This is a genomic window from Pseudomonas sp. CFII68, assembly GCF_000416195.1.
Classification (GTDB): domain Bacteria; phylum Pseudomonadota; class Gammaproteobacteria; order Pseudomonadales; family Pseudomonadaceae; genus Aquipseudomonas; species Aquipseudomonas kilonensis.
Genome location: NZ_ATLN01000117.1, coordinates 30,344 through 55,337 on the forward strand (window position 1 = coordinate 30,344; position 24,994 = coordinate 55,337).

22 protein-coding genes are annotated in these 24,994 nt (G+C 60.2%); 5 read left to right on the forward strand and 17 right to left on the reverse strand.

What is annotated here, in order from left to right:
- Nucleotides 1–35: 35 nt before the first annotated feature.
- The 9 genes from comJ to CFII68_RS05740 form a co-directional block, all read right to left on the reverse strand.
- Nucleotides 36–515 (reverse strand): competence protein ComJ, encoded by a 480-nt coding sequence (gene comJ, locus CFII68_RS05780; RefSeq protein WP_018611710.1) that lies wholly within the window; start codon nucleotides 513–515, stop codon nucleotides 36–38.
- Nucleotides 516–689: 174 nt separating this feature from the next.
- Nucleotides 690–1,355, reverse strand: coding sequence for a hypothetical protein (locus CFII68_RS05775; RefSeq protein WP_033062839.1), 666 nt, complete (start codon nucleotides 1,353–1,355; stop codon nucleotides 690–692).
- 252 nt (nucleotides 1,356–1,607) lie between these two features.
- Complete coding sequence (locus tag CFII68_RS05770; protein WP_018611716.1) at nucleotides 1,608–2,018, reverse strand: SMI1/KNR4 family protein; 411 nt, start codon at nucleotides 2,016–2,018, stop codon at nucleotides 1,608–1,610.
- A gap of 125 nt (nucleotides 2,019–2,143) precedes the next feature.
- Complete coding sequence (locus CFII68_RS05765) at nucleotides 2,144–2,767, reverse strand: hypothetical protein (RefSeq protein WP_018611718.1); 624 nt, start codon at nucleotides 2,765–2,767, stop codon at nucleotides 2,144–2,146.
- Between the two features lie 121 nt (nucleotides 2,768–2,888).
- A complete protein-coding gene (locus CFII68_RS05760) occupies nucleotides 2,889–3,323 on the reverse strand; it encodes a tetratricopeptide repeat protein (RefSeq protein ID WP_018611720.1) in 435 nt (144 codons plus the stop codon).
- Nucleotides 3,324–3,585: 262 nt separating this feature from the next.
- Nucleotides 3,586–4,734, reverse strand: a complete 1,149-nt coding sequence (locus tag CFII68_RS05755) for an ankyrin repeat domain-containing protein (protein ID WP_018611722.1) — start codon at nucleotides 4,732–4,734, stop codon at nucleotides 3,586–3,588.
- Nucleotides 4,727–9,100 carry an RHS repeat-associated core domain-containing protein gene (locus CFII68_RS05750; RefSeq protein ID WP_018611724.1) on the reverse strand — a complete coding sequence of 1,458 codons (4,374 nt, stop codon included), beginning with the start codon at nucleotides 9,098–9,100 and terminating at the stop codon, nucleotides 4,727–4,729. The genes CFII68_RS05755 and CFII68_RS05750 overlap by 8 nt, the downstream gene beginning before the upstream one ends.
- Before the next feature lie 410 nt (nucleotides 9,101–9,510).
- Nucleotides 9,511–9,945 (reverse strand): DcrB-related protein, encoded by a 435-nt coding sequence (locus tag CFII68_RS05745; RefSeq protein WP_018611726.1) that lies wholly within the window; start codon nucleotides 9,943–9,945, stop codon nucleotides 9,511–9,513.
- An 18-nt stretch (nucleotides 9,946–9,963) separates the two neighbouring features.
- Nucleotides 9,964–11,895 carry a type VI secretion system Vgr family protein gene (locus CFII68_RS05740; RefSeq protein WP_018611728.1) on the reverse strand — a complete coding sequence of 644 codons (1,932 nt, stop codon included), beginning with the start codon at nucleotides 11,893–11,895 and terminating at the stop codon, nucleotides 9,964–9,966.
- Between the two features lie 275 nt (nucleotides 11,896–12,170).
- Here CFII68_RS05740 and CFII68_RS05735 point away from each other — a divergent pair, with 275 nt between their 5' ends.
- The 5 genes from CFII68_RS05735 to CFII68_RS05715 all read left to right on the forward strand — a co-directional run bounded on the left by CFII68_RS05735 (nucleotide 12,171) and on the right by CFII68_RS05715 (nucleotide 15,078).
- Nucleotides 12,171–12,605 carry a DUF1795 domain-containing protein gene (locus tag CFII68_RS05735; protein ID WP_018611730.1) on the forward strand — a complete coding sequence of 145 codons (435 nt, stop codon included), beginning with the start codon at nucleotides 12,171–12,173 and terminating at the stop codon, nucleotides 12,603–12,605.
- Nucleotides 12,606–12,659: 54 nt separating this feature from the next.
- Nucleotides 12,660–13,955: a PAAR domain-containing protein gene (locus CFII68_RS05730; protein ID WP_018611732.1), complete on the forward strand. Its 1,296-nt coding sequence runs from the start codon at nucleotides 12,660–12,662 to the stop codon at nucleotides 13,953–13,955.
- Nucleotides 13,952–14,485 carry a hypothetical protein gene (locus CFII68_RS05725; protein ID WP_018611734.1) on the forward strand — a complete coding sequence of 178 codons (534 nt, stop codon included), beginning with the start codon at nucleotides 13,952–13,954 and terminating at the stop codon, nucleotides 14,483–14,485. The genes CFII68_RS05730 and CFII68_RS05725 overlap by 4 nt, the downstream gene beginning before the upstream one ends.
- A gap of 66 nt (nucleotides 14,486–14,551) precedes the next feature.
- The gene (locus tag CFII68_RS05720) at nucleotides 14,552–14,818 is read left to right on the forward strand and encodes a hypothetical protein (protein WP_256211739.1); all 267 of its coding nucleotides are present in this window, start codon (nucleotides 14,552–14,554) and stop codon (nucleotides 14,816–14,818) included.
- On the forward strand, nucleotides 14,815–15,078 hold the full coding sequence (locus CFII68_RS05715) for a hypothetical protein (protein ID WP_018611737.1): 264 nt from the start codon (nucleotides 14,815–14,817) through the stop codon (nucleotides 15,076–15,078). The genes CFII68_RS05720 and CFII68_RS05715 overlap by 4 nt, the downstream gene beginning before the upstream one ends.
- Nucleotides 15,079–15,285: 207 nt before the next feature.
- On the opposite strand, the gene CFII68_RS05710 is transcribed toward CFII68_RS05715, so the two are convergent.
- The 8 genes from CFII68_RS05710 to CFII68_RS05675 form a co-directional block, all read right to left on the reverse strand.
- Nucleotides 15,286–17,226, reverse strand: a complete 1,941-nt coding sequence (locus tag CFII68_RS05710) for a type VI secretion system tip protein VgrG (RefSeq protein ID WP_018611740.1) — start codon at nucleotides 17,224–17,226, stop codon at nucleotides 15,286–15,288.
- A 159-nt stretch (nucleotides 17,227–17,385) separates the two neighbouring features.
- Nucleotides 17,386–20,076, reverse strand: coding sequence for a type VI secretion system ATPase TssH (gene tssH, locus CFII68_RS05705; protein ID WP_018611742.1), 2,691 nt, complete (start codon nucleotides 20,074–20,076; stop codon nucleotides 17,386–17,388).
- Nucleotides 20,069–21,118: a type VI secretion system baseplate subunit TssG gene (tssG, locus tag CFII68_RS05700; RefSeq protein WP_018611744.1), complete on the reverse strand. Its 1,050-nt coding sequence runs from the start codon at nucleotides 21,116–21,118 to the stop codon at nucleotides 20,069–20,071. The genes tssH and tssG overlap by 8 nt, the downstream gene beginning before the upstream one ends.
- Nucleotides 21,082–22,941: a type VI secretion system baseplate subunit TssF gene (tssF, locus tag CFII68_RS05695; RefSeq protein ID WP_018611745.1), complete on the reverse strand. Its 1,860-nt coding sequence runs from the start codon at nucleotides 22,939–22,941 to the stop codon at nucleotides 21,082–21,084. Before tssF ends, tssG begins: the two co-directional genes overlap by 37 nt.
- Nucleotides 22,938–23,450, reverse strand: a complete 513-nt coding sequence (gene tssE, locus CFII68_RS05690) for a type VI secretion system baseplate subunit TssE (RefSeq protein ID WP_018611748.1) — start codon at nucleotides 23,448–23,450, stop codon at nucleotides 22,938–22,940. The genes tssF and tssE overlap by 4 nt, the downstream gene beginning before the upstream one ends.
- On the reverse strand, nucleotides 23,444–23,893 hold the full coding sequence (locus tag CFII68_RS05685) for a hypothetical protein (RefSeq protein WP_018611750.1): 450 nt from the start codon (nucleotides 23,891–23,893) through the stop codon (nucleotides 23,444–23,446). The genes tssE and CFII68_RS05685 overlap by 7 nt, the downstream gene beginning before the upstream one ends.
- Nucleotides 23,890–24,345, reverse strand: a complete 456-nt coding sequence (locus CFII68_RS05680) for a type VI secretion system amidase effector protein Tae4 (protein ID WP_018611753.1) — start codon at nucleotides 24,343–24,345, stop codon at nucleotides 23,890–23,892. The genes CFII68_RS05685 and CFII68_RS05680 overlap by 4 nt, the downstream gene beginning before the upstream one ends.
- An 81-nt stretch (nucleotides 24,346–24,426) precedes the next feature.
- Entirely contained in the window at nucleotides 24,427–24,915 is a 489-nt protein-coding gene (locus tag CFII68_RS05675; RefSeq protein WP_018611756.1) for a type VI secretion system tube protein Hcp, read from the reverse strand.
- Between the last annotated feature and the right edge of the window lie 79 nt (nucleotides 24,916–24,994).

Genomic DNA, 24,994 nt, shown 5'->3' on the forward strand with positions numbered 1-24,994 from the left:
GATCGGCTAGCCCATGCTGCGGGAGAGACGATTCGTTAATGAAACCCCTCGAGCAATGCCTTGTCTTTTTCTCCGCCCCAAGGATCATCCAGCAGATATCTTGCAGGCACCCGGCTGTCCGATGGGACCAGCGTGATTTTGTAGAAAATCTCTTCGCCCTCGCATACCTCGAAGTGCAACGCGTAGTCGCGTTTCTCTAAATCAAGTTCGACCTTGAATTTTTCCGCTGCAGAGGCGATTTCCACGTGGCTGGGATCGGTGATATGGAAGGACACGACGATGCAGCGCTGGGCGGTGGGGTCGAGGTTGAAGCTGTCTTCCAGTTTCAGATGGACGTTCGCACCGAAAGCGTCTTCAGGTAGGGGGTCGAATACAACATAGTCGCTATGAATTATTGCGCCTTGCTCCAGATTAATCTTGCCCCACTGGCTCGAGGTTTCGTCGAAGGGTCGTGAGCGGAATTGGATTTGGCTATGAGATATCAATAGATCCACAGATTGAGCGGTGTTTTTCATCAGTAAACCTCGATTTTAACTCTGGTCCCATTGGGCAGGTCGGACAGGACATTGCCGATGCTCGAGCCGGCCCCCCGATTGTCGCTAGAATCGATGTACTTGACGCTGGCGCCGGCCGGGTACCACCTTCCTTGAACAATGCCGTCGGCCAACCCCGCGATCGGCATATAAATGTCAAAGCTTGTCCAGGCTAGAAACCGTGGTGGTGTAGAAGGCCACGCCCGACTTGTCGATGACTTTTATTCTGCCGCCTTCTTCCTTGAGGTCTTTGAGGTACGGACCGAACGCTATTTCGTCGGGTGCGGTCCGCAGAATTTCTTTGTCGAGTACCGGTGTGTCTTTCCTCAAGACCTTAAGGTTCATGAGGAAGCAGTCGATGGTTAACTGGCACTCCAGGGCGCAGACATAGTCAGACCCTTTTATTTTTTTCTGCTTGAAGGTCCACTCGTTTTTATAGTGGTTGCGGCGGAACTCATCCATTGAGTTTTTCAGCAGATCAAGGGGCAAGGCAATGTGTGGGCGGCATTTTTCCAGGCCTTCCAGCAACAGTTGTATAAAAAACTCATTGAGCTCGTTGGCCGATGTGCATTTTTTATACAGTTCGGTATCCAGGCCGACATTGACGATGAGCGCGCCACTGGAGTTTACATAGGGCTCATTGACGGCTTGGCGGGTGCCGACAAAGCAGATTTTCTTGAAGTTGGGCGTTTCGAATTTTTCTGCACTCAGGCTGCGCTCAAGAAAATTGCAGATCGATCGGCTTTGGTCGCGAAACGGATGAATAATTTCGTCGCTGAATTCGCCCAGGTCGGGGTATAGGTAAATTTCTTTTAAGATCATGGTCTTGAATGCCTCGCTGGGTCTAGTTCCTGCCTGCGTCGATTCGCGTTTCTTCGCTCCCAATGCTCGATTTTCCAACGAGCACCTGGGCCGGCCGGCACTTTTTTGATGACTCTGGATTCGTAACGTCCTCTTGAAATCCAATACTCATACGTAGACCTGAGCGAGCCTCGTGAGGCAATCGCTTCACAGGCTCGTGGGTAGGTTATTTCCAGGCAGCATGGTAAGCCTGTCCAGCGATGACACATGGCTCTATTGGCCTGTGAGTTCAGCGAGGAATTCTTCAAATGATTCGCATACGAACGCCAGATCCTCTTCATCCATCAAGTACAGGTAAATATTCCCGAAGTCAGCTTCCTTAACGGATAAGAGGAAGGAATTGCCACCGTGATCGTACGCAAAGGGGATCATTTGTTTTAGTGACGGAGCGTCGTCCGTCAAGTCGCGATAGACCGTTTCGATAGGGGCTTGTCCGTATTTGATCGGAGTGAACCCACCCAGCAAGAAATCATTCTCGCTACTGCTCTCAGACAAATCGCCGCCGTTGTGCTTTAGATAAAATTGCCTAAAGGCTGTCGGTAATTCCACATTGAATTTTTCTTGGAGCTCATTCAGTTCTTGCACAGAGAGGGTGCGTTCGGATTCTTCGAGGGCCAACCGCATTTGGATGCTCCTTTTTTCAGCTATTGAAGTGTTCTGACCTTTCGCCAAGTCTTCAATATGACGTTCCTTTTGGGGCGGCTTCGCCGCCCAGCGGGAGCAAGCTCCCTCGCCACGGGAATTTGCGCTTAACCTGCGCCTAGTAATTTGTTCGCAAGCGCCAGATCGAACGGCTTGTTCCCAAATATTGATTTAGTCGCCAGGGCTTTCTTGAGCACATCCGAATCCAGGCTCAGATTGTTTTTGTGCGCTGCAAAGACAATCGTCAGGAATGGAAACGCATAGTTATCCGGCTCGGCCAACACGTCATCGATTAATACGGGGGAGCCAAGAACGCTGTGCTCTGCCTTGGGCAGGTAAAATTTCTCGAGCCGTTCGGTTATTTTTTTGACGGTTGCGCTGATGGCTTGAGGGGACGGAGTTCTGATGATGCCGCCCAGCTCGTCACCGAACTGTTTTGCTTCCTCCGACAAGGAGCTCTTCGACAAAAATGATGAATTCAGCAGCCGGCTCTCGTAGGGCGGAGATTGCTCTTTACAGAAGCTAAAGGCCTCGCACGTATAGATCTCCAACCCCGCGTAATAACCGTCGGCCTTGGTCAAGTGTTGAACGTAGATTTCCCCAAGCTTTTCCTTGGCAGCGAGCAGGTCAAGTTTATTTTTGCTGGCCTTCAGGTCAAGGTGGGGGGACGTTGTTTGCTTCAGCGCCGCCAGTAACTCCGCTTCCAGGTGCTTGCGAATTTCCACACTCATGACGTAGACCTGAGCGAGTCTCGTGGGGCAATCACTTCATGCTCATCCGTTGGCTCGATCGGCATATAAATGTCAAAGCTTGTCCGGGCTAGAAACCGAGGGCTCTAGAGCCATGCTTTGGTCAGGTCTTTTTTTCCAAGTAAAACTTCAGATATTTTTTGGGTCTTTCTTGAAAGGCTCGAGCTTTGCCGAAGCTGTAGGCGTCATCAAAGTACCTATAAGCCTGCGCGTGGTCTCCCAGCTCAAAATAGACCATTCCCAGGTTAATCAGCGGCCCTGTATCGATATCCGATTCCCGGCCATCCAAGGTCTTTTGTGCCCAGTCTTTAGCAGCCTCGAAATCCCCATTGTCAAAATGCAGGTTGAAAAAAGAACCTGTGACCCAGGCTGACAAAGGTGTCCATTCCAGCTTCGGTTCAGGAAGCAATTCCCAAGCTTTTTGGTACAGGGCTTGAGCTTCATTTTTTTTGTTTTGCTCATCGAGCTCATTACCCGACGCCATGATGCGCATTATTTCGTCTGCCAGCGTCGGGCTTTCATCTGCCAAGCCTTTCATAGACGTTCCTGTTACGGCTTTTCTGCCGGGCCAATAAAATCACCGGGGTCCTATCTCTATCTGTCGGGAGCGAGCCTTTGGCGGCTTGTCGACAATGACTGGATGCCGGGGCGGTGTGGCGTGGTGATCCTTTCGGACCGAGAGAGTGTCGTTCATCCCGAGAGATCACTGACCGGGCGCCACCATCAATCCCTGTGGGAGCGAGCTCGCGATGGCGGCAGCACGTTACATCTCCGATCCCTCCAGATTCATCCTCTACGCGTTAACTCTGTAGCGGTGAAGTCAACGCGATACTTTTCCAGCTCGCCTTTCGTTTTTTCTCCAAGAGCGAGGCTAAAGCGTCGCCCTCAGGTAGCCCTTTCTTCGGTAGCTTGAAGGGAACCAGAACGTAGAGCTTTACCGAGTCCTCATGGTGTTCATCCACGGGTTCTTCGGTGGTGTTCCAAATTTTGTCCACGACCAACAGCGCGTCGGTATCGCTCGGCCAGCTGAGCTGGGCGAAGTCTTTATCTATTTTTGAAATGATCCGGCCTTCCTCCAGCGGTGCACCGCCCAACGTTTTTTCCGCCAACACCATCAGTAACGCTTGAGGGAACATCCATTGGCTGTCGCGGGTAAAACCTTGTTTGGGTAGCCGCCAGTTTCCTGGAAGGCAAATGAACAGCTCCGTGCGTGCCTTTGCCACAAAAAGACCCACGGTGAATAAAATCTTGAAGTCGGTTTTGTTGGCGATGCAGCTGACTCTGAAGCTCACATCCGCAGCGTCAGGTTGAGGGGTCAATGCCTTAGGTAATACCCAGCCTGCCGTACTGCTCACGAAATCGACAATCCCGTACCCTGGCAGGTCTTCTTCGTCAGTCGCTGTTTCGAGGGCAGAGACGGCGCCGTGTGCCTTCAGGCATTCGTAAATGTGAGGGAAGTTCCAGCTCTGGGCCAGATCAAGGGCGGTGCGATTGAGCTTGGCGTGTAGCCTGTTAACGTCTGGGTGATATGTGAGCAGCAGTTCAACGGTTTCTTTCTGCCCAAAAGTAACAGCGGTGATCAATGGGGTCGTGACTGACAGGGGTGAACCATTGACGTCAGCACCTGCCTCAAGAAGCCAGCGTACGGTTTCCAGATGACCGTTTTTTGCCGCCAATGCAAGTGCGGTCGTGTTGCCGGAGCCTACGGTAGGTTGGTCAAGGTCCATGCCTAAGACAACTAGCAAGGCGCACACTGCGACCTGATTCTTTTCGGCCGCATGGTGCAAAAGGCCTGGATAACTCACTAAGTCATAACGGGGTGGTGCAAGCAGCTCGGGATGACTGTTCAGTTGAGTACGCAGGAATTCGACGTCTCCCGCCTCTATCCGCGCATAAAGGTCCCGTATTAGAGAGGCGTTTGTTCCGTATGTTTTTTCCAGGCTAGTCATCTAAAAATTCACCGTTTTTCATTTTTTCACCCATCGCGTTCAGCGCTTCAATCACTTTGCTCTTGCCACCTTTTCGCGCCTCTGCGAGCGTTTGAGAGACTTTTCGGGCGCTGGCAATGGTGTGGTTCCCGCTGCCGTTGGGTGCCCATACGAAATTGTGAGGGCTGTCGTTCAAGCCAATGCCAAATTTTTTCAGGATCGCCTGGGAATGGGCGACATACCGGCGATTGCTGTCGGACCAGTTCTTGGGTGCCTTCTCACGCACGATGTGATGGCGGTGGGCTCTGTCCATGACAGCAGCCGAGGGTTTTGGCCCCATGGCGTTTTTATCCGCCTTGGACAGACGGCATGTTTCCAAACCTAAAGGATCGGTCCATCCGATGGGGTTCGGCGAATATTGATAAAAGTTAAATCCTCCCGCCAACCCAATCGGATCCGGCGTAGTAAACCGCCCCACATCCGGATCATAAAACCTGAACGTATTGAAATGCAGCCCCGTTTCCCGATCCAGGTACTGCCCCTGGAACCGCAAATTCTGCTCTTCGATGTAGTACGGCTCGCGCACCTCTTCCAGCGTATTGCCCCAAACCCGATACGTAGCCTGCCAAACATTGTGCCCGTCGGCTTCGGTGAGTTGTTCCGGCAGGCCGTTGAGGTCGTTGTGGTAGTAGCGGATCTTTTGCAGCGGGCCGCTGCCGTCGACGCGGGCCAGGGGTTCGTAGCCGTCGTCTTCGTAGAGGTACAGGCTGGTTTGCTGGTGACGATGTTCCTGCAACAGGCGCAGACCGTCCCAGGTGAAGCGGGTTTCGCCCAGCGGGTAACCATTGTTGTCGTGCTCGGCCTTGGCGATGCGCCGGCCCAGCGGGTCGTAGGCCATTTTGACCACGCTGCCGTCGTCGTTGCGCACCTCGATCAAGCGGCTTTCAGCGTCGTAGGCAAAGTGCTGCACGCCGCGTTTGGCGCTGCGTTTTTCGATCATCCGGCCGAAGGCGTCGTAGCGGTAGCGCTTGTCCTGGTAGGTCAGCAGTTTGTTGTGCACCACCAATCCGGCGCCGGGCGCTGGGCCGTCCAGCAGGTTGGCGGCGGCGTCGTAGGTGAAGGTCTCGCGCTGGCCGTGCAGGCTGTCCTGGCTGGCGATGATGCGGCCGGTGGCGTCGTAGTGCAGGAGCTGGCGCTGTTGCGCGGCGGGTTGCTGGTCGAGTTTGCCGATGAGGTTGTCGGCGGGGTCGTACTCGAAGTGTTTTTGCACCGCCGCCGGCAGCAGCGAGGGTTGGCTACTGTGACGGCGTTGCCGTGCGCGCAGGCGACCGCTGCGGTCGTATTCGCTGCGGGTGTTGATCTGCCCTTGGGTGCGCAGCACTTCGCGGTGCAGGCGGTCGCGTTCGAAGTCGCTGATGACCTGGCCGTCGAGGTTGATCTGGTGCAGGTGGCCGCTGCCGTAGTACAGGCGGTTGACCCAGCGGCCATCGGGCAGTTGGGTCTGGATCAGGTTGCCGAGTTCGTCGTAGTGGTGTTGCAGGCTGCCGGCGGCGCTGTTTTCGGCGAGCAACTGGCCGGTGGCATCGTAGGCGAAGCTCAGGGTCTGGGCGTTGCCCTGCAGGTCGGTGAAGGTGACGGCGGTGAGTTGGTCCAGCGGGTCGTAGCTGTATTCGGTACGGCCATCGTCGGTGACTTTGGCGATCAGCCGGCCCACGGCGTCGCGTTCCAGGCGATGGACGGTGGGGGGCGGTGGGGCTTCGGGAACGAGCGCCAGGCCGGTGCCGTAGGGCGCGGGCATCGCCGTCACTGCCGCGACGTTGTCGAGGCGGTCGTAGTCGTAGCGCTTGGCGCTGCCGTCCAGGTCCTGCTGCTCGATCAACCGATCCCCGATATCCCAGGCAAACCGGTAGCTCTCGCCATTCTCGTTGGTCAGCGCTTGCAGCCGGCCGAAGCTGTCGTAGGCGAACTGCACCTGCCGGCCTTGGGCGTCGGTGCGTTGGCGGACCTGGCCACGGCGGTTGTGTTGGTAGCGCGTGGTGTGCCCGGCCGGGTCGGTGTAGCCGGTGAGTTGGCCGGCGGTGTCGCGCTGGTAGTGTTCGGTGCGGCCGTCCGGCAATTGGCTGCTGAGCAGACGCCCCTGGGCGTCGTAGCGGAATTGGGTGCGCTCGCCGAGGGCGTCGGTGATGGTTTGCAGGTAACCGCGCGCGTCGTAGCTGAAGCGCGTCGGGTAACCCGAGCAATCGACGTGTTCCACCAATTGGCCGAACGGGTTCCAGCGCAGCTTTTTGCTTTTGCCGGTGGCGTCGATGATCTCCACGACTTGGCCATGGGTGTCGTAGCGGTAGCGGGTGATGTGGCCCAGCGGGTCGGTTTCCGCGGTGCAGTTGCCGCGTTGATCGTAGCGGTATTTCCAGCTGTGGCCGGCGGCGTCGGTGTCCACCAGCGGCAGGGCCCAGTGTTCGAGCCATAACGTCGAACCGCTACGGCCCAACGGGTCGGTTTCGCTGAGCAGGTTGCCGGCTTCGTCGTAGCTGAATGTGTACTGGCCGCCCTGTGGACCGGTGGCGCTGAGCAACTGGCGCTCATCGTTCCATTCGAACAACCAGGTCTGGCCGAGGTTGTCAGTGAACTGGGTGATCTGGTGCTGGCTGTTCCAGTGCCGGGTGCTGACGCGTTGCAGGCTGTCGCTGATGCGGGTGATGCCGGCCTTGAGGTCATAGTCGAACTGGTAGGCGTCGCCTTCGTCGGTCCAGTGCCGGACCACGCGCCATTCCTGGTCGTCGATCAGGGCCCATTCGTAGAAGCAGTGCAGGCCGCTGGGCAACTGGTGCTCGACCATCCGTTGCCCGGCGTCGTAGCTGAAGCGCCGTTGCACCTGGCCGGTGGCGTCGCGCACTTCGGCGAGGGTGTTCGCCGCGTCGTAGGCGTAGCTGACCAGCACTTCCCGCGATTGGTCGGGGTAGAGGCGCTCGATGTGGGTGACGCGTTCGCCTGCGCGGATCAGCTCGACTTGCACCAGGTCGAAGGTGTCGCGCAGCCGCACCAGGCGTCCGGCGTCGTCGTAGTCGAGGTGGATGCGGTTGTCGTTGCGATCACCCAGCTGGCTCAGGCGCAGGTGTGATGGGTTGGCGGGCGAAGGTTCGAACAAACGGTACAGGCCGTCGTCGCTTTCGATCAGCAATTGCCCGTTCACATGGCGGCGCACGGCCAGGCCTTCGCCGGCGCTGAACACCGCGCCGCCCAACGGGATGGAGCCCATGTCGATGGGCCGGCCTTGTTCGTCGGTGTAGACCAGGGTTTCGCCGCCCTCGGGGTGGGGCTGGATTTGCACTTGGACTTCGTAGGCCACGCTCCAGCCGGTACCGAACAGGCTGTCGCGGCGTTCGTCGCGGCTGTTGTAGACGCGTTGCCAGTCAATCGGCAGGATGCCGGGCAAGGCGAAATCCAGTTCCTCGTCACCGCCCAATACTTTGGCGCCTGTGGCGGCATGCACCGGGTTCGACGAACCCACGGCGGCGTTGGCGGCCGCGTTCGCCGCGCTGCTGGCGGCCATGGACACCGCGCCGCCCACCAGCATGCACGGCAGTTTGCTGAAGAATTTGCCCTTGCTGCCCTTGAGCATCAGCAGCGCGGTGACCGCCAGGCCTACGCCCGGGGTCTTGCCGCTGCGGATCTCGCGCACCACCACCGAACCGCCGCCAATGGTCACGTTGGGCGAAATCAGCCCGGCCGACACCACGGTCGCGTCGCAGGTGCTGCGGTCGCCGCTGCGCACGGCGGGCTGGCCGTTGATGGTGACCTTGTCCGAACCTTCGGCCATGAACTGCGGCGGCATCGGTGGATGCTTGGTGCAGATCACCAGGTCTTCCGGCTTGGGCACGGCGCCGGGGGCGGGTGTTGCGACGGTGGGGCGCCACATTTGCGAGAAGAAATTCCCGGCCATGTCCAGGTAGCTGGGCTCTTCTTCAGGCTCGGGGGCTTCAAGCTCGGTGCCGGCCGGGGCGACATGGGATTCAATCGCCCCGGCGGCGCGGGCCGCGGGGATATTATTGGTGAGGGTGTCCTTGGAGCCGGTGAGGATGTTGGCCTGCACCGTGGGCGGAAAGAGGGCGTTGCCGATGCCCTCGCATATATTGCTCAGGCCTTTGTCGGCCCCGGTCTTGCTCATGGCCAGGCCGACGATGGTGCCCACCACCAGGCCCAGGACGAAGCAGCCCAGGCCGCCGGTGACCACGGTGATACCGGTGGCCGCGACCACGGCGGCGGTCGCCAGGGCGGTGATCGCGATGTTCGCCGCCACCTCCAGTACGCCGCCAAGGATGTCGGCCATCATCGAGGTGTGGTTGAGTGCATCGCCCAGGCGGGCGGCCCAGAGCGCGTCAGACATGCAGGTCGCTCAGGTGGCTGATGACAGTGTGTTCAAGCAATTTGATGCCTTCCATTGCGCCTGTTGTCCTTGTGGGTTACGGCATGCTCGTTAATGCCATTTTCAGGCGCTTGATCCGCTTCGGTTTGAGGCGATTCCAGAGCGGGTGCTTTTTGTTCTATCTTCAACTTCCCAACCACCGTCAATCCCCTGTGGGAGCGAGCCTGCTCGCGATGGGGCCCGATCAGTCAACCTCATCAGCGTCTGACCCACTGCTTTCGCGAGCAAGCCCGCTCCCACATTTGATCCGGGGTGAGTTCGAATTCCCTGGCCGCCGCTAATCCCCTGTGGGAGCGGGCTTGCTCGCGAAGGCGTCGGTACATCCGGCACTCATATAGCTGACCCACCGCAATCGCGAGCAGGGATGGTCGTCAGGCCGGGATGTCGAACACCAGCGAGCCCTTGATCGTCGCCCAATGCGCCGCTTCGGCATCGCCCAGTTTCTCGGCTTTCACGTAGCTCAGGGCAAGCATCTTGCGGGTGCCGGGCAGTACCAGTGCGAGCTGATATTGGAAGACCTTTTCATTGCCCTTGTTGAACTGGCTGCGCAATTCGATGGCTTCGACCTCCTGGTTGGCGCCCACGCGCAGGCTGGCGCCCGGTTGGCAGCGCAGTTGCTGGACCTGTTTTTCCAGGCGCTTGAGCTGGTCGTCGAGATTGCTTTGCAGGGTCTCGCCCTCGGCCAGCAAGCTGCGGCTGACGATCAAGGACGTGCCCAGTTCGGGGAACTTGAGGATGTTGATTGTCGCGTCCAGCAATTCGCTGGGCGGCAGCTGGAGCTGGAACTCATTGAGGCGGTAAGTCATGGCGCATAAATCTCGAAGTTAGCCCTTGGGGAACGCGGCGCTGATGTTGGCGTCGATGCTGCCCTTGACGCCCTGGCCGTCCGGCGTGGCACCGGGGCCGCCACCGTTGTTCAGGTGCAGCACGCCGCCGGTGTTGAACTCGGCATCGCCGCTGGCGTAGAAGCTGATCTGCACGCCGGTCAGGTTGATCTGGCCGCTGGCGTTGAGCTCCAGGATGCTTTCACCACACACCAGGCGCAGGTTCTCGCCCACTTCGATGACGTAGCTCTGGCTGATGCTGTCGGTCTTGCGCTGGCCCACCGAGAGGATGTCTTCCTGCTTGACGATGCGCAGGCGGTTGTTGCCGATGGTCACCGTCTCGTTGTGGCCGATGCTCTTGTTGCGGTCATGGCCCACCGAGTGGCTTTCATCTACCTCGACCACGATGTCCTGGTTGCGCTCGGCATGGATGTACAGCTGCTCGGCGCCTTTCTTGTCTTCCATGCGGATTTCGTTGAAGTTCGCCGGCGTGCCGCCCTTGCTCGAACGGCTTTTCATGCCGCTCTGGGTCGCGTTATCGGGCAGGTCGTAGGGCACGGTCTGTTCGGCGTTGTACACGCGACCGGTGATGATCGGCCTGTCGGGATCCCCTTCAAGGAAACTGACGATCACTTCCTGACCGATGCGCGGGATCTGCATCGAGCCCCAGTTTTTCCCGGCCCAGGATTGCGACACACGAATCCAGCACGAGCTGTTTTCGTTGGATTGGTCGTGACGGTCCCAGTAGAAGTGCACCTTCACCCGGCCGAATTGGTCGGTCCAGATTTCCTCACCTTTGGGGCCGACCACCAACGCGGTTTGCGGGCCTTTGACGATGGGGCGGTGGGTAGTCGCCAGCGGACGATAACTCTGCTGGGCGTCGATGCAGGTCAGGCTGCTTTCGAACTGCGCGGTCGGCGCGCCACCACCGGTTTCGCCGCTCTCCTGGGAGAGGTAGTAGCGAGCGCCGACGATCAGGTATTCGCGGTTCTGGTCCTGGCGGCTGAAGCCGGTGAGGCTGAACAGATGCCCCGAGCCCAGGCCCCGGGCGTTACCCGCCAATTCCACCTGTTCATGCAGGCTCTGCAAGGCTTCGATGCGGGTGCGGGCGTAGTGTTCGCCGTCCTGGCTCTGCACGTAAGTGCCGGGGTAGTCGTACAGCGGATAGTCGCCGGCGGTGTGTGGGCGTGGCATGGCCGAGCGCACGTCGATGCGCGCGCTGGGGCGCTGGAAATCGTAGTCGTTGAGTTCCAGCGAACCGGGCTGGACTTCTTGGGCCAGGTGCCAGTCGTGGATGTGGTCGCGCTCGCGCTGCTGCTCATTCTTCGGGTAGTACGGCACCGAACCGTAGCCGGGGGCCGTGGTATGCGCGCCATAGGCGTCGGCCAGCACCAACACATGCCGACCCTGCTCATGGCGGAAGAAGTAGTAGATCCCTTCCTGCTCCATCAGGCGGCTGACAAAGTCGAAACTGGTCTCGCGATACTGCACGCAGTATTCCCACTCGCGATAGGGGCGGCTCAAGGCATCTTCGAAATCGGAAAAGCCCAGGTCGCGGAACACCTGCTTGATGATCTGCGGAATAGTGAGGTTCTGGAAAATCCGGCAATCGGAGGTGCGGGTCAGTAGCCACAACCACGGCCGAAGCGTGGCCTGATAACTGGCGAACTGGCCCTGGTCGACGTTCTGGCTGCAACGGGCGACGATGCCATGGAAATAGCGCTCACCACCGCCATCGAGCTGCAGGCTCACGCACATGGGCTTGCCGAGCAGCTTGTTGAGGTCGATGGCATTGTCCAGCGAGTGCAACTGCAACTCGTAGTTGAACAGCCGCCCCAGCTCTTCGCCACCGCCCATGTCTTTGAGCAACAGCACCTCAGGTCCCAGGGGGCTGGTGACCTTGGCCAGGCGTGAGGCTTGGTTGAATAACATCAATTATCCCTTGTTGATGCCTTGCATTCCTGTAGGAGCTGTCGAGCAACGCGAGGCTGCGATCTTTGCCCAGACCCTTGAGTCTAAAGCGAAAGATCAAAAGATCGCAGCCTTCGGCAGCTCCTACGGGGCGCTTGATAGCTAGAGTAGTGACGCTGATCGCATAATGTAGTGCCTTACGTGAGGCAGAGGAACCCGGTTCTTGATTGTTACCAGGCATTACTTGAATATCTGCTCCTTCGCGCGTCACCTCACGTCCATGGAAAGCGATTACTGTGACCTCTTACCGCATTCAAGAAGCCGATCTCGAAATCCCCGATACCTGGCAGGACCAGAGCATCAATATTTTCAAGCTGCCGGCAGTCGGTCCTGCTAAAGAAGCCAGTTTCGTCATCAGCCGCGATGCCAGCCAGGGCGACGCTCCTTTTGCCGAGTACGTGGACCGCCAACTCAAAAGCGCGGAGCAGCAACTGCCGGGCTTCAAGCTGGTGCAGCGCTGGGACACGGTGCTGCAGGGGCACACCACCACGTTGCTGGATTACACCTGGCAACGCGAGGGGCGCGACCTGATGCTGCGCCAGGTGTTCATCGAGCGTAAGCCCTCGGTGCTGATCACCACCTTGACCACGACACCGAATGATTTCACCTATCACGAGCCGGCCTGGAAGCTGGCGATGCATTCGTTCCAGCCACAGCCGCCGATTGTCTGAGCATCGACACGTCCCACTGAGCAGTCATACGAATCAGTAAGGTAGATGCGCGCAATGGATGCACAGGCAGCAGCACGTCTGGGTGACGAAATAGCCCACGGGTTCGGGTTGGCCGCGATGGTCGCCGGCGCCGTGGCCGGTGCCTTGATCGGCGCCGCGGTCGTTGCCGCGACTGTCGCCACGGGTGGCGTGGCCCTGGCGATCATGGCCGGCTCGATTGCGGCTGGCGGCTTGTCGATGTTCCAGATCGTCAAGGGCCTCTCCACCATTTTCAACCTGCCCGAGCCCACCACGGGGGCGTTGATAATGGGCAGCTTCAACGTCTACATCAACGACCGCAATGCCATGCGGGCGGGCGAAGACACGTCATATTCCTGCACCGGGTTGCCGATGAACCACCCGATCTGGCCCTTCCCGGTGCTGATCGCCGAAGGCAGCGCCACGGTCTTCATCAACGGCAAACCGGCGGCGCGCTTGCACAGCAAAATGGTTTGCGGTGCGCACATCAAGAGCGGTAGCCCGAATACGTTCATCGGTGGGCCGACGGTGTCGGTGGCGTTTGTCTTGGACATCGAAGGCTGGATGCACACCGGGTTGGAAGCATTAGGATTATTGGCCATGGGGGGCGCGGCGATTCTCGCGGCCATGGCTGGCGTTGCCGCTCTGGTCGGTTTTGTGGTGATCGGCGGCACGATGATGGCTGGCATGGCGTTGCTGGGGGATTTGGGGGATCGCTTGGGGCCGGGTTACCGGGACCTGCTGCAGGGCGTCGCGGGAATGGCGCTTTTGGGCCTGGGCCCGAAAATGGCAAAAATCGGTACGGCGCCCAAACCGCGCTCGGTGAGCTTCAAACCGGGCTACACGTCAGAGGATATCGCTGCGATACCCAAGTTAAGCCGGCCCAATCCTGCCGATTACCTTGAGGCCTCCTATATCGACAAGCACCTCAAAGTCTTTCAGGATGAGGGCGGTGCGTTTCTGTTTACCCCCGATGACATTGCCAACCCCATGTATGGAACCTTTAGCGACACTAAGTACGTCATGGCCAAGTCAGACCTGCACGGTGTGGTCGCCGAGTTTAAGAAAACCGGTGATCTTTCCATTCTGGAGACCGCTTTGGGTTATGAACCGGGCAGCTTCACCGGCAAGGAGATTTACATGATGAACCTGGAAAATCCCAAGGTTGTCATGCCCTCCGGTAACGAGCGCGGAGCGAACCCGTTATGGCGCCCTGGCGGCCTGACCCATCCCGGCGGTATGCGTGAAGCGGTATTGGATAAGGTGGCCATCCCACACAATAACGACATCAATTTCCTGCTCGCGAACCCGGATGTAGTGAGAATCCAATGAGTGCCACCTTAGATAACGTATTGCTGTTGGCCCTGGCCAATGATGAGCTGGATAAATTCCTTGTCGGCGAGCCGTTCTATTTCCAGGAAGCCCAGAACGATAACGAAGAGCCGCAGAACATCGTCGCGGCTTTCGATTTGCTGGTGCTGCGTTACTGGCAACAGACCCGCGACCCCCAGTTTCCTGGGCGCTTCGTGGCGGCTTTGCTCAAGATTCTCGCGACTTATCCTGATCGTAATCGGGCGATTTATGTCGCCGCGGTGTGGGTCTGGTACTACCGGTTTTGCCTGAGCAAAAAGCAGGCACAACCCGAGGGGCTCTATGCCGACCTGTTCGAGGTTGATATGGGGGCTGTGGCGCTGGCCCTCCAGCGCCAGCTTGAGCTCAACAAGGCGGAGCTCGTCCAGGACACGCGGTGGGCGGGCGGTACTTGGAACAGCCAGAACGGTCTGTGGGGGCCGCTGATGCGCACCGCCCTGGTTGTCCGGGATAAGCTGGGCGGCCCTGACTTTGTGCCGGCCAATCTCTGAGTGATTGATGGTGTGTTGAAGGCCTACGTGGAAAGAGCCGACGGTGACTCGATTGGTGTTCGAATCATGGATAGCGCGCTGGATTTTTCCCTGCGCGCTATCGGGTTTTCGAATGCGGCAGAGAAAGATGTCTACGTTTTTCAGGTCGCGGATAACAAGCAGAAGGCTAAGGTATTCGATGAGCTCCGTTCATTGGGCGTGGCCTTTTCGGCGGGCAAGGAATGGTGCCCCTGCGAAGTGTTCGAATATCTTCGTGACGAGCAACTGCTGAGCGGCAAGTACTTGCGAGTCGCGTGGACGCAGCCTGGTCAATATCGGCTTACGAACGAGTGAAATTTCAAGATGCCTTGGTCCACCGCGAACATAGGTTCTGTGTGGGGACCGAACTGGACTCGGGTCGATTCTACGTCTGCATACCGGTCAGCAACGGCATGGTCGATTACGAGGAATACTATGCAATCGACCGTGCAACCTTTGAGCTGTTCAGGCGTGACCCGGATGCCGCGCTGCCGTTTGTGGCGCGTTGCAGAAAGCGCGAGCTGGACGAGTTGTTGATTGTCCCGCCGGGAACGAATCGCGGCACGGCCATCTGATCGTCGAAAGGGCTGCTGAGGCTGTAATGCTGCTCACTTTGAGGCTGTAGATAGACCCCGTGGCGAGGGAGCTTGCTCCCGCTGGGCTGCGCAGCAGCTCCTTTTGTGAGCGCTTCGCACTGGAGCGCCAGCCCGGTCAAGCGGGAGCAAGCTCCCTCGCCACGGGTTCATCTGCTTTCTTGAGTGAACAGCGTTCTGCCATGAACCTCAGCGTTTGGCCTTTGTCGGGAACAACGCTTTTACCGCCGCATCAATCACACCCTTGATGCCCTTGCCTTTGGCATCCACTTCGCTGGCGCCGCCGGAGTTGAGGTCCAGACGGCCGCCGGTGTCGATGTTGCCATTGCCACTGGCGTAGATGTTGAACGCGGTGCCCGAGATGTTGATCTCGCCACTGGCATTGAACTCCAGCACGCTTTTGCCGCACACCAGTCGAATCTGCGACCCCGCCTCCATGAGGTACTGGGTCGCGACGCTGTCGCTCTTGGTGCCGCCGACGACCAGGGCATCGTTGCGCTGCACCGCCCGCAGTCGGTCTTGGCCAATCCGTGCGGTTTCGTTGTGGCCGATGCTTTTGTTGCGGTCGTGGCCCACCGAATGGCTCTCGTCCACCTCGACCACGATGTCCTGGTTGCGCTCGGCGTGGATGTACAGCTGTTCGGCGCCTTTCTTGTCTTCCATGCGGATTTCGTTGAAATTCGCTGGCGTGCCGCCCTTGCTCGAACGGCTTTTGGTGCCGCTCTGAGTGGCATTGGCGGGCAACGCATAAGGCACGGTTTGTTCGGCGTTGTACACGCGACCGGTGACGATCGGCCGGTCCGGGTCGCCTTCAAGGAAGCTGACGATGACTTCCTGGCCGATGCGCGGGATCTGCACCGAGCCCCAATTCTTGCCGGCCCAAGCCTGCGACACCCGAATCCAGCACGAGCTGTTTTCGTTGGATTGGTCGTGACGGTCCCAGTAGAAATGCACCTTCACCCGGCCGAATTGATCGGTCCAGATTTCCTCACCCTTGGGGCCGACCACCAACGCGGTTTGCGGGCCTTTGACGATGGGGCGGTGGGTAGTCGCCAGCGGGCGATAACTTTTCTGGGCGTCGAGGCAGGTGAGGCTGCTTTCGAACTGCGCCGAAGGCGCGCCGCCGCCGGTTTCGCCGCTTTCCTGGGAAATGTAGTAGCGGGCGCCGACGATCAGGTATTCGCGGTTCTGGTCCTGGCGGCTGAAGCCGGTGAGGCTGAACAGATGCCCCGACCCCAGGCCCCGGGCGTTGCCCGCCAGCTCGACCTGTTCATGCAGGGTTTGCAAGGCTTCGATGCGGGTGCGGGCGTAGTGTTCGCCGTCGGCGCTTTGCACATAAGTGCCGGGGTAGTCGTACAGCGGATAGTCGCCAGCGGTATGCGGACGCGGCATGGCCGCACGCACATCAATGTGCGCACTCGGGCGCTGGAAATCGTAGTCGTTGAGTTCCAGGGAGCCGGGCTGGACTTCCTGGGCCAAGTGCCAATCATGAATATGATCGCGCTCGCGCTGCTGCTCATTTTTGGGGTAGTACGGCACCGAGCCGTAGCCGGGCGCTTGGGTGTGGGCGCCATAGGCATCGGCCAGCACCAGCACATGGCGGCCCTGCTCATGGCGGAAGAAGTAGTAGATCCCTTCCTGTTCCATCAAGCGGCTGACGAAATCGAAGCTGGTCTCGCGGTACTGCACGCAGTATTCCCACTCGCGATAAGGCCGGCTCAGGGCGTCTTCGAAATCGGAAAAGCCCAGGTCGCGGAACACCTGCTTGATGATCTGCGGGATGGTGAGGTTCTGGAAAATCCGGCAATCGGAGGTGCGGGTCAACAGCCACAACCATGGACGCAAGGTGGCCTGGTAGCTGGCGAACTGGCCCTGGTCGACGTTCTGGCTGCAACGGGCGACGATGCCATGGAAATAGCGCTCACCACCGCCATCGAGCTGCAGGCTCACGCACATGGGCTTGCCGAGCAGCTTGTTGAGGTCGATGGCGTTGTCCAGCGAGTGCAGCTGCAGCTCGTAGTTGAACAGCCGCCCCAATTCTTCACCGCCGCCCATGTCCTTGAGCAACAGCACCTCAGGTCCGAGGGGACTGGTGATCTTGGCCAGGCGGGTGGCTTGGTTGAATAACATCGAGTGTCTCGTGCAGGTTGAATAGCTAAAGGAGCGCAATCCCCCAATGTGGGAGCGGGCTTGCTCGCGAAAGCGGTGTGTCAGCCAACATCAATGTCGCTGACAGATTGCATTCGCGAGCAAGCCCGCTCCCACAGGGGATAGAGGTGTTCCTAACAGTCAGGCCGCGTCGCTGAAATCGTACTGCAATTCGTTGTCCACGGCGCTGATCCGCACCCCGGCCAAAGCCTTGCCTTCGAGCATGCGGGTCAGGAACTCGCGGCTCATGTCCGGCAGCAGGCTGTTGGTCAGGATGGTGTCGATCATGCGCCCGCCGCTTTCAGTTTCGGTGCAACGCGAAACGATCAAATCGATCACCGCGTCGTCGTAGTCGAAGGCCACTTTGTGGGTGCTCTCCACGCGCTTCTTGATGCGGTTGAGTTGCAGGCGGGTGATGGCCTTGAGCATCTCGTCGCTGAGCGGGTAGTACGGGATCGTCACCAGGCGACCCAGCAAGGCCGGCGGGAAAATCTCCAGCAGCGGCTGGCGCAGGGCCTTGGCGATTTCTTCCGGCTCGGGCACGTTCTGCGGGTCTTTGCAGACCTGGGCAATCAACTCGGTGCCGGCGTTGGTGGTCAGCAGGATCAAGGTGTTCTTGAAGTCGATCACCCGGCCTTCGCCGTCTTCCATCACGCCTTTGTCGAACACCTGGAAGAAGATTTCATGCACGTCCGGGTGCGCCTTCTCGACCTCATCCAGCAACACCACGCTGTACGGTTTGCGCCGCACGGCTTCGGTCAGCACGCCGCCTTCGCCATAACCGATGTAGCCCGGTGGCGCGCCCTTGAGGGTCGACACGGTGTGGGCTTCCTGGAACTCGCTCATGTTGATGGTGATGACGTTCTGCTCGCCGCCGTACATGGCTTCGGCCAGGGCCAGGGCGGTTTCGGTCTTGCCCACGCCGGAAGTGCCGGCAAGCATGAACACACCAATCGGCTTGCTCGGGTTGTCGAGGCCGGCGCGGGAGGTCTGGATGCGCTTGGCGATCATCTGCAGGGCATGGTCCTGGCCGATGATGCGTTTCTTCAGGTGCTGGTCGAGGTTGAGCACGGTTTCCAGTTCGTTGCGGGCCATGCGGCCCACCGGGATACCGGTCCAGTCGGCGACCACCGAGGCCACGGCCTGGTAATCCACGGTCGGCAGGATCAGCGGGGTTTCGCCTTGCAGGGCGGTCAGGCGCTGTTGCAGGTCCACCAGTTTCTCGCGCAGTTGGTGGCTTTCGTTGTCAGAAGCTTCGCTGTTGTCTTCGCTGTCCACCACGCCAACGCGTTCGCGCAAGGTGGCACGGGTGGCGAGCAGTTCGTCCACCAGGGTTTTCTCTTCGGCCCAGCGGCCTTCCAGCTCGGCCAGGCGTTCACGCTCGGCGCTCAGCAGGCTTTCGCTGTGGGTCTGGCGAGTGCCGATGACCACGCCAATCGCGTGTTCACGGGCGATGATTTGCAGCTCGGTTTCCAGCGCTTCGATGCGCCGACGGCTGTCGTCCACTTCGGCCGGTACGGCGTGCAGGCTGATGGCGACGCGGGCGCAAGCGGTGTCCAGCAGGCTCACGGATTTGTCCGGCAGCTGGCGTGCGGGAATGTAGCGGTGGGACAGCTTGACCGAGGCTTCCAGGGCTTCGTCGAGGATCTGCACCTGGTGGTGTTTTTCCATGGTCGAGGCCACGCCGCGCATCATCAGCAAGGCCTTGTCTTCCGACGGCTCGGCCACTTGCACCACTTGGAAACGGCGGGTCAGGGCCGGGTCTTTTTCGATGTGCTTCTTGTACTCGGCCCAAGTCGTGGCGGCCACGGTGCGCAAGGTGCCACGGGCCAGTGCCGGTTTGAGCAGGTTGGCCGCGTCGCCCGTGCCGGCGGCGCCACCGGCACCCACCAGGGTGTGGGCTTCGTCGATGAACAGGATGATCGGCTTGGGCGAGGCCTGGACGTCTTCGATGACCTGGCGCAGGCGCTGTTCGAATTCACCTTTCATGCTCGCGCCGGCCTGCAACAGGCCCACGTCGAGGCTGCGCAGTTCCACGTCCTTGAGGGCCGGTGGTACGTCGCCGGCGACGATGCGCAGGGCAAAGCCTTCGACCACGGCGGTCTTGCCCACGCCGGCTTCACCGGTAAGGATCGGGTTGTTCTGCCGGCGGCGCATGAGGATGTCCACCAGTTGGCGGATCTCTTCGTCACGGCCGACGATCGGGTCGAGCTTGCCGCTGCGGGCCTGCTCGGTGAGGTCGACGGTAAAGCGCTTGAGGGCTTCCTGCTTGCCCATGGCGGCTGGGGCCATGGCGCCGCTGGCTTCGCCCGGCACCGCGCCGGCATTGAAGCCGTCGCTGGCGGTCAGGGCGTTTTCCGGCGAGTCGCCGACGTATTCGTCAAAGCGCTCGCTCAGGGCTTCGACCTTGACCTTGTCGAACTCCGACGACAGGCCCAGCAGCGCGTGGCGCAGGCTCGGCGTCTTGAGGATGCCCAGCACCAGGTAACCGGTGCGCACCTGGCTTTCGCCGAACATCAGGCTGCCGTAGACCCAGCCGCGTTCCACGGCTTCTTCGACGTGGGACGACAGGTCGGTGATGGACGTCGAACCCCGTGGCAGGCGGTCCAGGGCTTCGGTCAGGTCACGGGCCAGGCGTGCCGGCTCGATGTTGAACTGGCGGATGATGCGGTGCAGGTCCGAGTCCTGCAGTTGCAGCAACTGGTGAAACCAGTGGGCCAGTTCCACATAAGGGTTACCGCGCAACTTGCAGAACACGGTGGCGGCTTCGATGGCTTTGTAGGCCACGCTGTTGAGTTTGCCGAACAACGCGGCGCGACTGATTTCACCCATGCTCATGGCTCCTTGAGGTCTGTGAGGTGTTGGCCTGTTCGGCGTAATGCCGGGCCAGTATTAAATCGTTGGCATCTGTTTCGGGGCGGCCCAGCCAGGTGTTGAAACCCAGGCGGAAACGCCCATTGAGTTGCAGTGCCGGGACTTCGGGCTGTTCCAGGACCAGGTTCAGGTCCCAGTCCAGTTCATGGCCCAGGTATTCGGCGACCCAGGCCACCAGCTCGTTGAACGGTTGGCTGCCGGGCAGCATGCCCATGTAGTCAACGAGCTTGAGTGGCCCCAGGCGAATGCGGAATTTGTGCTGGCGATCCCACACGAAGCGGCCCAGGCAGAAGTCCACGCCCAGTTGGGCGTTGACACCGATTCGGCTGCGTTCGGGCAATTCCAGCCATTGGCCGACGTATTCTTCGATCTCCACCGGCAGGCCGAAGTACTCGCCGAGAATCGCCTTCAAACCGTCCGGGTAGCGGGTTTGCGCCGCCAGGTGGCCGCTGTAGTGCAGCTTCGCCGTGTCGGGGATCAGCCCCTGGTTGAGCAGGCTCGGCATGCCCCGACCGCTGAGTGCCGCCAGGCGCGCCGACCAATAGTCATCGTCCGGGCGGTCGTGGCTGACCGTCGGCCGCGCTTCGGCCCAGGCCCGATAAAACAGGCTGAGCAGGCGATGGTGAAACACATCGAGGAAGCGCTTGCTGGTGCTGTCGGCGTTGTTGCGCTGGCGTTCGCGCACGTATTCGGTGATGTGCAGCGGCATCGGGCCGTTGGGGCCGCCGAGGCCGAAGAAAAATTGCTCCAGGCGTGCCGGCGCACCGTCGCTGCCCGGTTGCACCGAGGCGAGGGTGGCCGGGGCGAAGGTGCAGTCGGCCCGTTGCCCGAGGCGCAGCGGGTCGTCGGCCAGGCGCAGGGAATGGCCCAGGCGCGGCAGCTCGGGGGATTCGCACTCGATACGCCGCAACGCCTGGAAGAAATCGTATTCCCAGGGTTCCTGGTGCATCGCCTCCAGGGTACTCACAGGGTCGGACGACGTCCGGGCTTGGCTTTCCATCGCATGATCTCGCCGCGTTCGGTGGTACGGATCACCGTCTCGGTAAAACTGTTGATCGACACGTAGCGTGCCAGGAAGCGTTCGAACACCGCGCCGAGCAGGAACACCCCGGTGCCGCGAAACGCGTTTTCATCGAATTCCAGGGTGATTTCCAGGCCTCGACCAAATACGATCGGGCCGGGCATCGGCAAGCGCCGGGTGCAGGCTTTGCTGCTGACTTCGCGCAGGCCTTCGATCTGCAATTGCAGCGCCGCGTCGTTGCTGTCGCCGTACAGGCGCAGCAGTTCACGCAGGGCGGCCGCGCCTTGGCCTTGTTCGCTCAACGACAAGTAGTTCAGCGACAACTGGCTGATCAGTCGCCAGGCCTTGGCGTCGTGGGCATGGCTGGCCCGTGGGCGACTCGGACCTGCCACGCAGCGCACCGCGCCCACCGGCGCACTGTCGGCGAGGGTGAAGTCGGTCTTGCCGTTGCCCACGCTCATGAACAGCGGCAGGTCGCGGTTGGTGCACAGCGCAGTCACACCGAGTTGGCGCAGGTCGTGACGGTACGGTGCTTGCTGGCTGTCCACCAGGCTGACGAAGGTTTCGCTGCCGATGTAGGTCGAGCGCGGGCCGTTGCGCCGCTGGTCGCTGGACAGCACGCGCGGTTCGCGCCGTACCGTGTAGTAGGCCTGGTCGCGGCCGTAGCGAGACGGATCGCGCACCGCGTAGAACGGCAGGAACGGCTGCTCCGGCCCGGTGCCGTGGCCGGTGAGGCCGTTCAGCGAATGCACTTCGAAATCCATCGGCCGGGTACGGTCGGCGATCACGTGGTGTTCGTTGACCCGATCCGACAAGTGAATGCGATCCAGGCGCTTGGGGAACAGGTTGATGGCCGGGGTGCAGAACGGCAGGAACTGCGAAGCGCCGACGCTGCCTTCCAGGCTCGGATCGTGACGGTCGAACAGCACGATCAGCTCCAGTTCCTGGCCGTCGCAACGCTTGACCGCGCGGCTAAGCTGGGTGAAGTCGACGAACAGGAAACGGTGGGGCAGGGCGAAGTATTCCTGCAACAGGCGATAGCCCTGGAAGGCTCGCGGCACCACCGGCAGCGCGGCGTCGGCATCGTCGAAGCCGCGCGAGCGCAACGCATCCTGTGGCAGCCGCTCCACCCAGTCGCCGCCGGGCTTGCGGGCGAACACCGCGCAGGCGTTGCTCAGCAGTTGTTCGTAGAGACGGAAGGGCTGTTCGTCGGCACCGCTCAAGTACAGCGGCAGGTTGTCCAGGGCCAGGCTGTTGAACGGCAGTTCGGCGCCGGTGCGCAGGGTCAGGCGCAGGCCGGCCTTGGCTTTCGGTTCGCTGGCGGCCAGACGCCCGAGCACGGCGGACGGGTTGCCGAAGTACTCGGCCTGGCTGACCTGCAACGGCCACAACGTCACCGCGTGGGCGGTGCGGTACTCGCAGCAGGTCTGGGTTTCACGCCCCAGGGCGGCACGCAGGACGGTATCGCGCGGCAGCGGGAAACCGCTGCTCAGCGAGCCTTCGTCCGGGTCGGCCTGCAATTGCACCACGGTCATCGACGGCGTTGGCGCCAGGTAATGCGGGTAGGCGATTTCCAGCAGGTTGTGGGTGAAGGTCGGGTACTCGGCGTCGAGCTTGAGCTGCACCCGCGCCGTCAGGTAGGCGAAGCCCTCCAGCAGGCGCTCGACATACGGGTCGGCGCAGTCCATGCCGGACAACGTCAGCCGACTGGCGATCTTCGGGTATTCCTTGGCGAACTCCGCGGCGCTTTCGCGCACGTGGTGCAGTTCTTGGTTGTACAGCTCCAGCAGGCGGGGGTTCATGAGCGTCTCCGCTGGTCGGCGTTGACCACGCGCACATGACCGGTTTCCAGGTCCAGGTCGGTTTGCAGCATCAGGCGCAGCGGCACTGGCTGGGCCCAGAGATCGCCTTCGATCTCGAAGCTCAGCGCGTTGTGGTTCATCTCGGCCGTCGCCCGGGCCCGCACTCGCAAGCTGTGCCGCAGGATCCGCGGTTCGAAGGTGGCAATGGCCTGGTGGATCAAGGTTTCCAGGGCCGAGACATCGACGTTCGACGCGCTGTTGCCGGCCAGTGCCGGCAGGCCGAAATTCACCACCGACGTGCCTGCCGGGGTATGCAGCGTGGCATCGGCGCTGAGCAATGACGTGGTGTTGAGCAGCCACGCCAGGTCACGCAGCACCGAGGCTTTTAATTGGGTCAAGGAGAGCACGCGCTTGTCGGCGCTTTCCTTCGGGTTGGTCGGATCGTCGTCGGTCAACCGGTCCAATAGGGAGGGTTGGAGGCGATCACGGGTGGCGATTTCGGTTACCACGTGAAAAGGCCTGTGTAATTCTTCTGGTCACCTGTGCCGCGCATGCAACTGGCGTTGCGCGCGATAACCGAGGGTTCGAGCTGCCCATTGATCTGGCGCACGGCGCGGTACTCGGAGCGACATTCCTGATTGTTATGGGGGCCAGCAGATACGTGGACAACGATGACAATAGGCACCCTACCGAAGGTCTCGACGTGGGGTTTGCCTTGTCGATCGACCGTGAACTGGCAGGGCCAAGCCAAGTCGAGTGGCATCAGGGTCTGGTCGGGCTTGCGCAACACGCAGCGCGCCTGGTCGTTTTCCAGCCTCAACGTTTGCCCGCCCATCGAGACGACCTGTTCCACCGCTACGGAGGCCGTTGTCGACGGGGATTGCTGTTGGGCACAGGCGGTCAGGCTGGTCAACAGGCAGCCTACCCATATCGCGCAGTGAGTCTTGATCATACGAGTTCCCAGAACCAGATCGCTCGGGATCGATAGCCCGGATCGTCATACCCGAGGGTTAGGCCACGGTTCCAGAGGTCGATATGATCGCCGGTGCGACCTTCCGAGGCCTCTCCCACTTGCTGGAAACAATCCTTGAAAAAAATCAGGCCAGTCTTGTCTTGCAGCTTGCGTCGGTCCGCGGCAGTTCCACCGAGGATCAACGGGCGACCCAGATGATGTTTCCACAGCCAATTTGCCAATGACTCGGCCCCTCGTGCATGCCCATGGGCGCACTTGGGTTCGGTGTAGGTGGACTTGTTGACTTTGACGGTCAGCTCGGTATTGAGCGTGATGCTCATGCGAATCGCGCATTGGTTTGCCCAATGACCGTCGCAAGGTTTCGCGTCGGGATAGGTCACCAGCAAATCGGAATAGGCTTTCCACAAATTGATAAACGAAGGCTTGGCCATGGCTCAGACACCGGAAGGGAAAGGATTGGTTGCGAGCAAGCACCAAACACCCCCGGCGCGTGGCACCGGGGGCGTGTTCGATTACACCTTGATGTTCTGACGGATGTTCCAGCCGAACTTGACCGGACCGCCTTCCTTGGTGCCGTCGGCTTTCTGTGGCTGGTAGTCCACCAGCACCTTGGCGAAGTTCAGGGTGACGTTTTCGGTCAGGCGATCATCGCCGCCCGAGCCGCCGGTGCTCAGGGACGTAACCAGCACTTCTTCCAGGTTGATGATCATGTACTCGACCTGGCTTTCACCGCCGGCCTTGCGCACGGTCAGCTTGACCTTGTCGATGTGCTTGCCGCTGGCGCAGTGCATCATCAGGTTCGGCGACGCCTTGTCGACGTACTTGGTCAGGGACAGGTCCTGGACGTTGACCTTGCCCGCACCACCGCCGCTGCCCACGTGCATGTTGCCGGACTGGGACATGCCCCAGCTCCAGTTCAGGACATCGATCTCGTCCTTGTGGGCCTTGTCCATGGACTCGCCCTTGATGTCGCCAATCTTGATGAAAATATCAACAGCCATGTTTTCTCCCTGTGTGGTCTCTACCACATTGTTTGGTTGACGCTGACCTTGCGAAATTACTTTGAATGTCAGTCAAGAC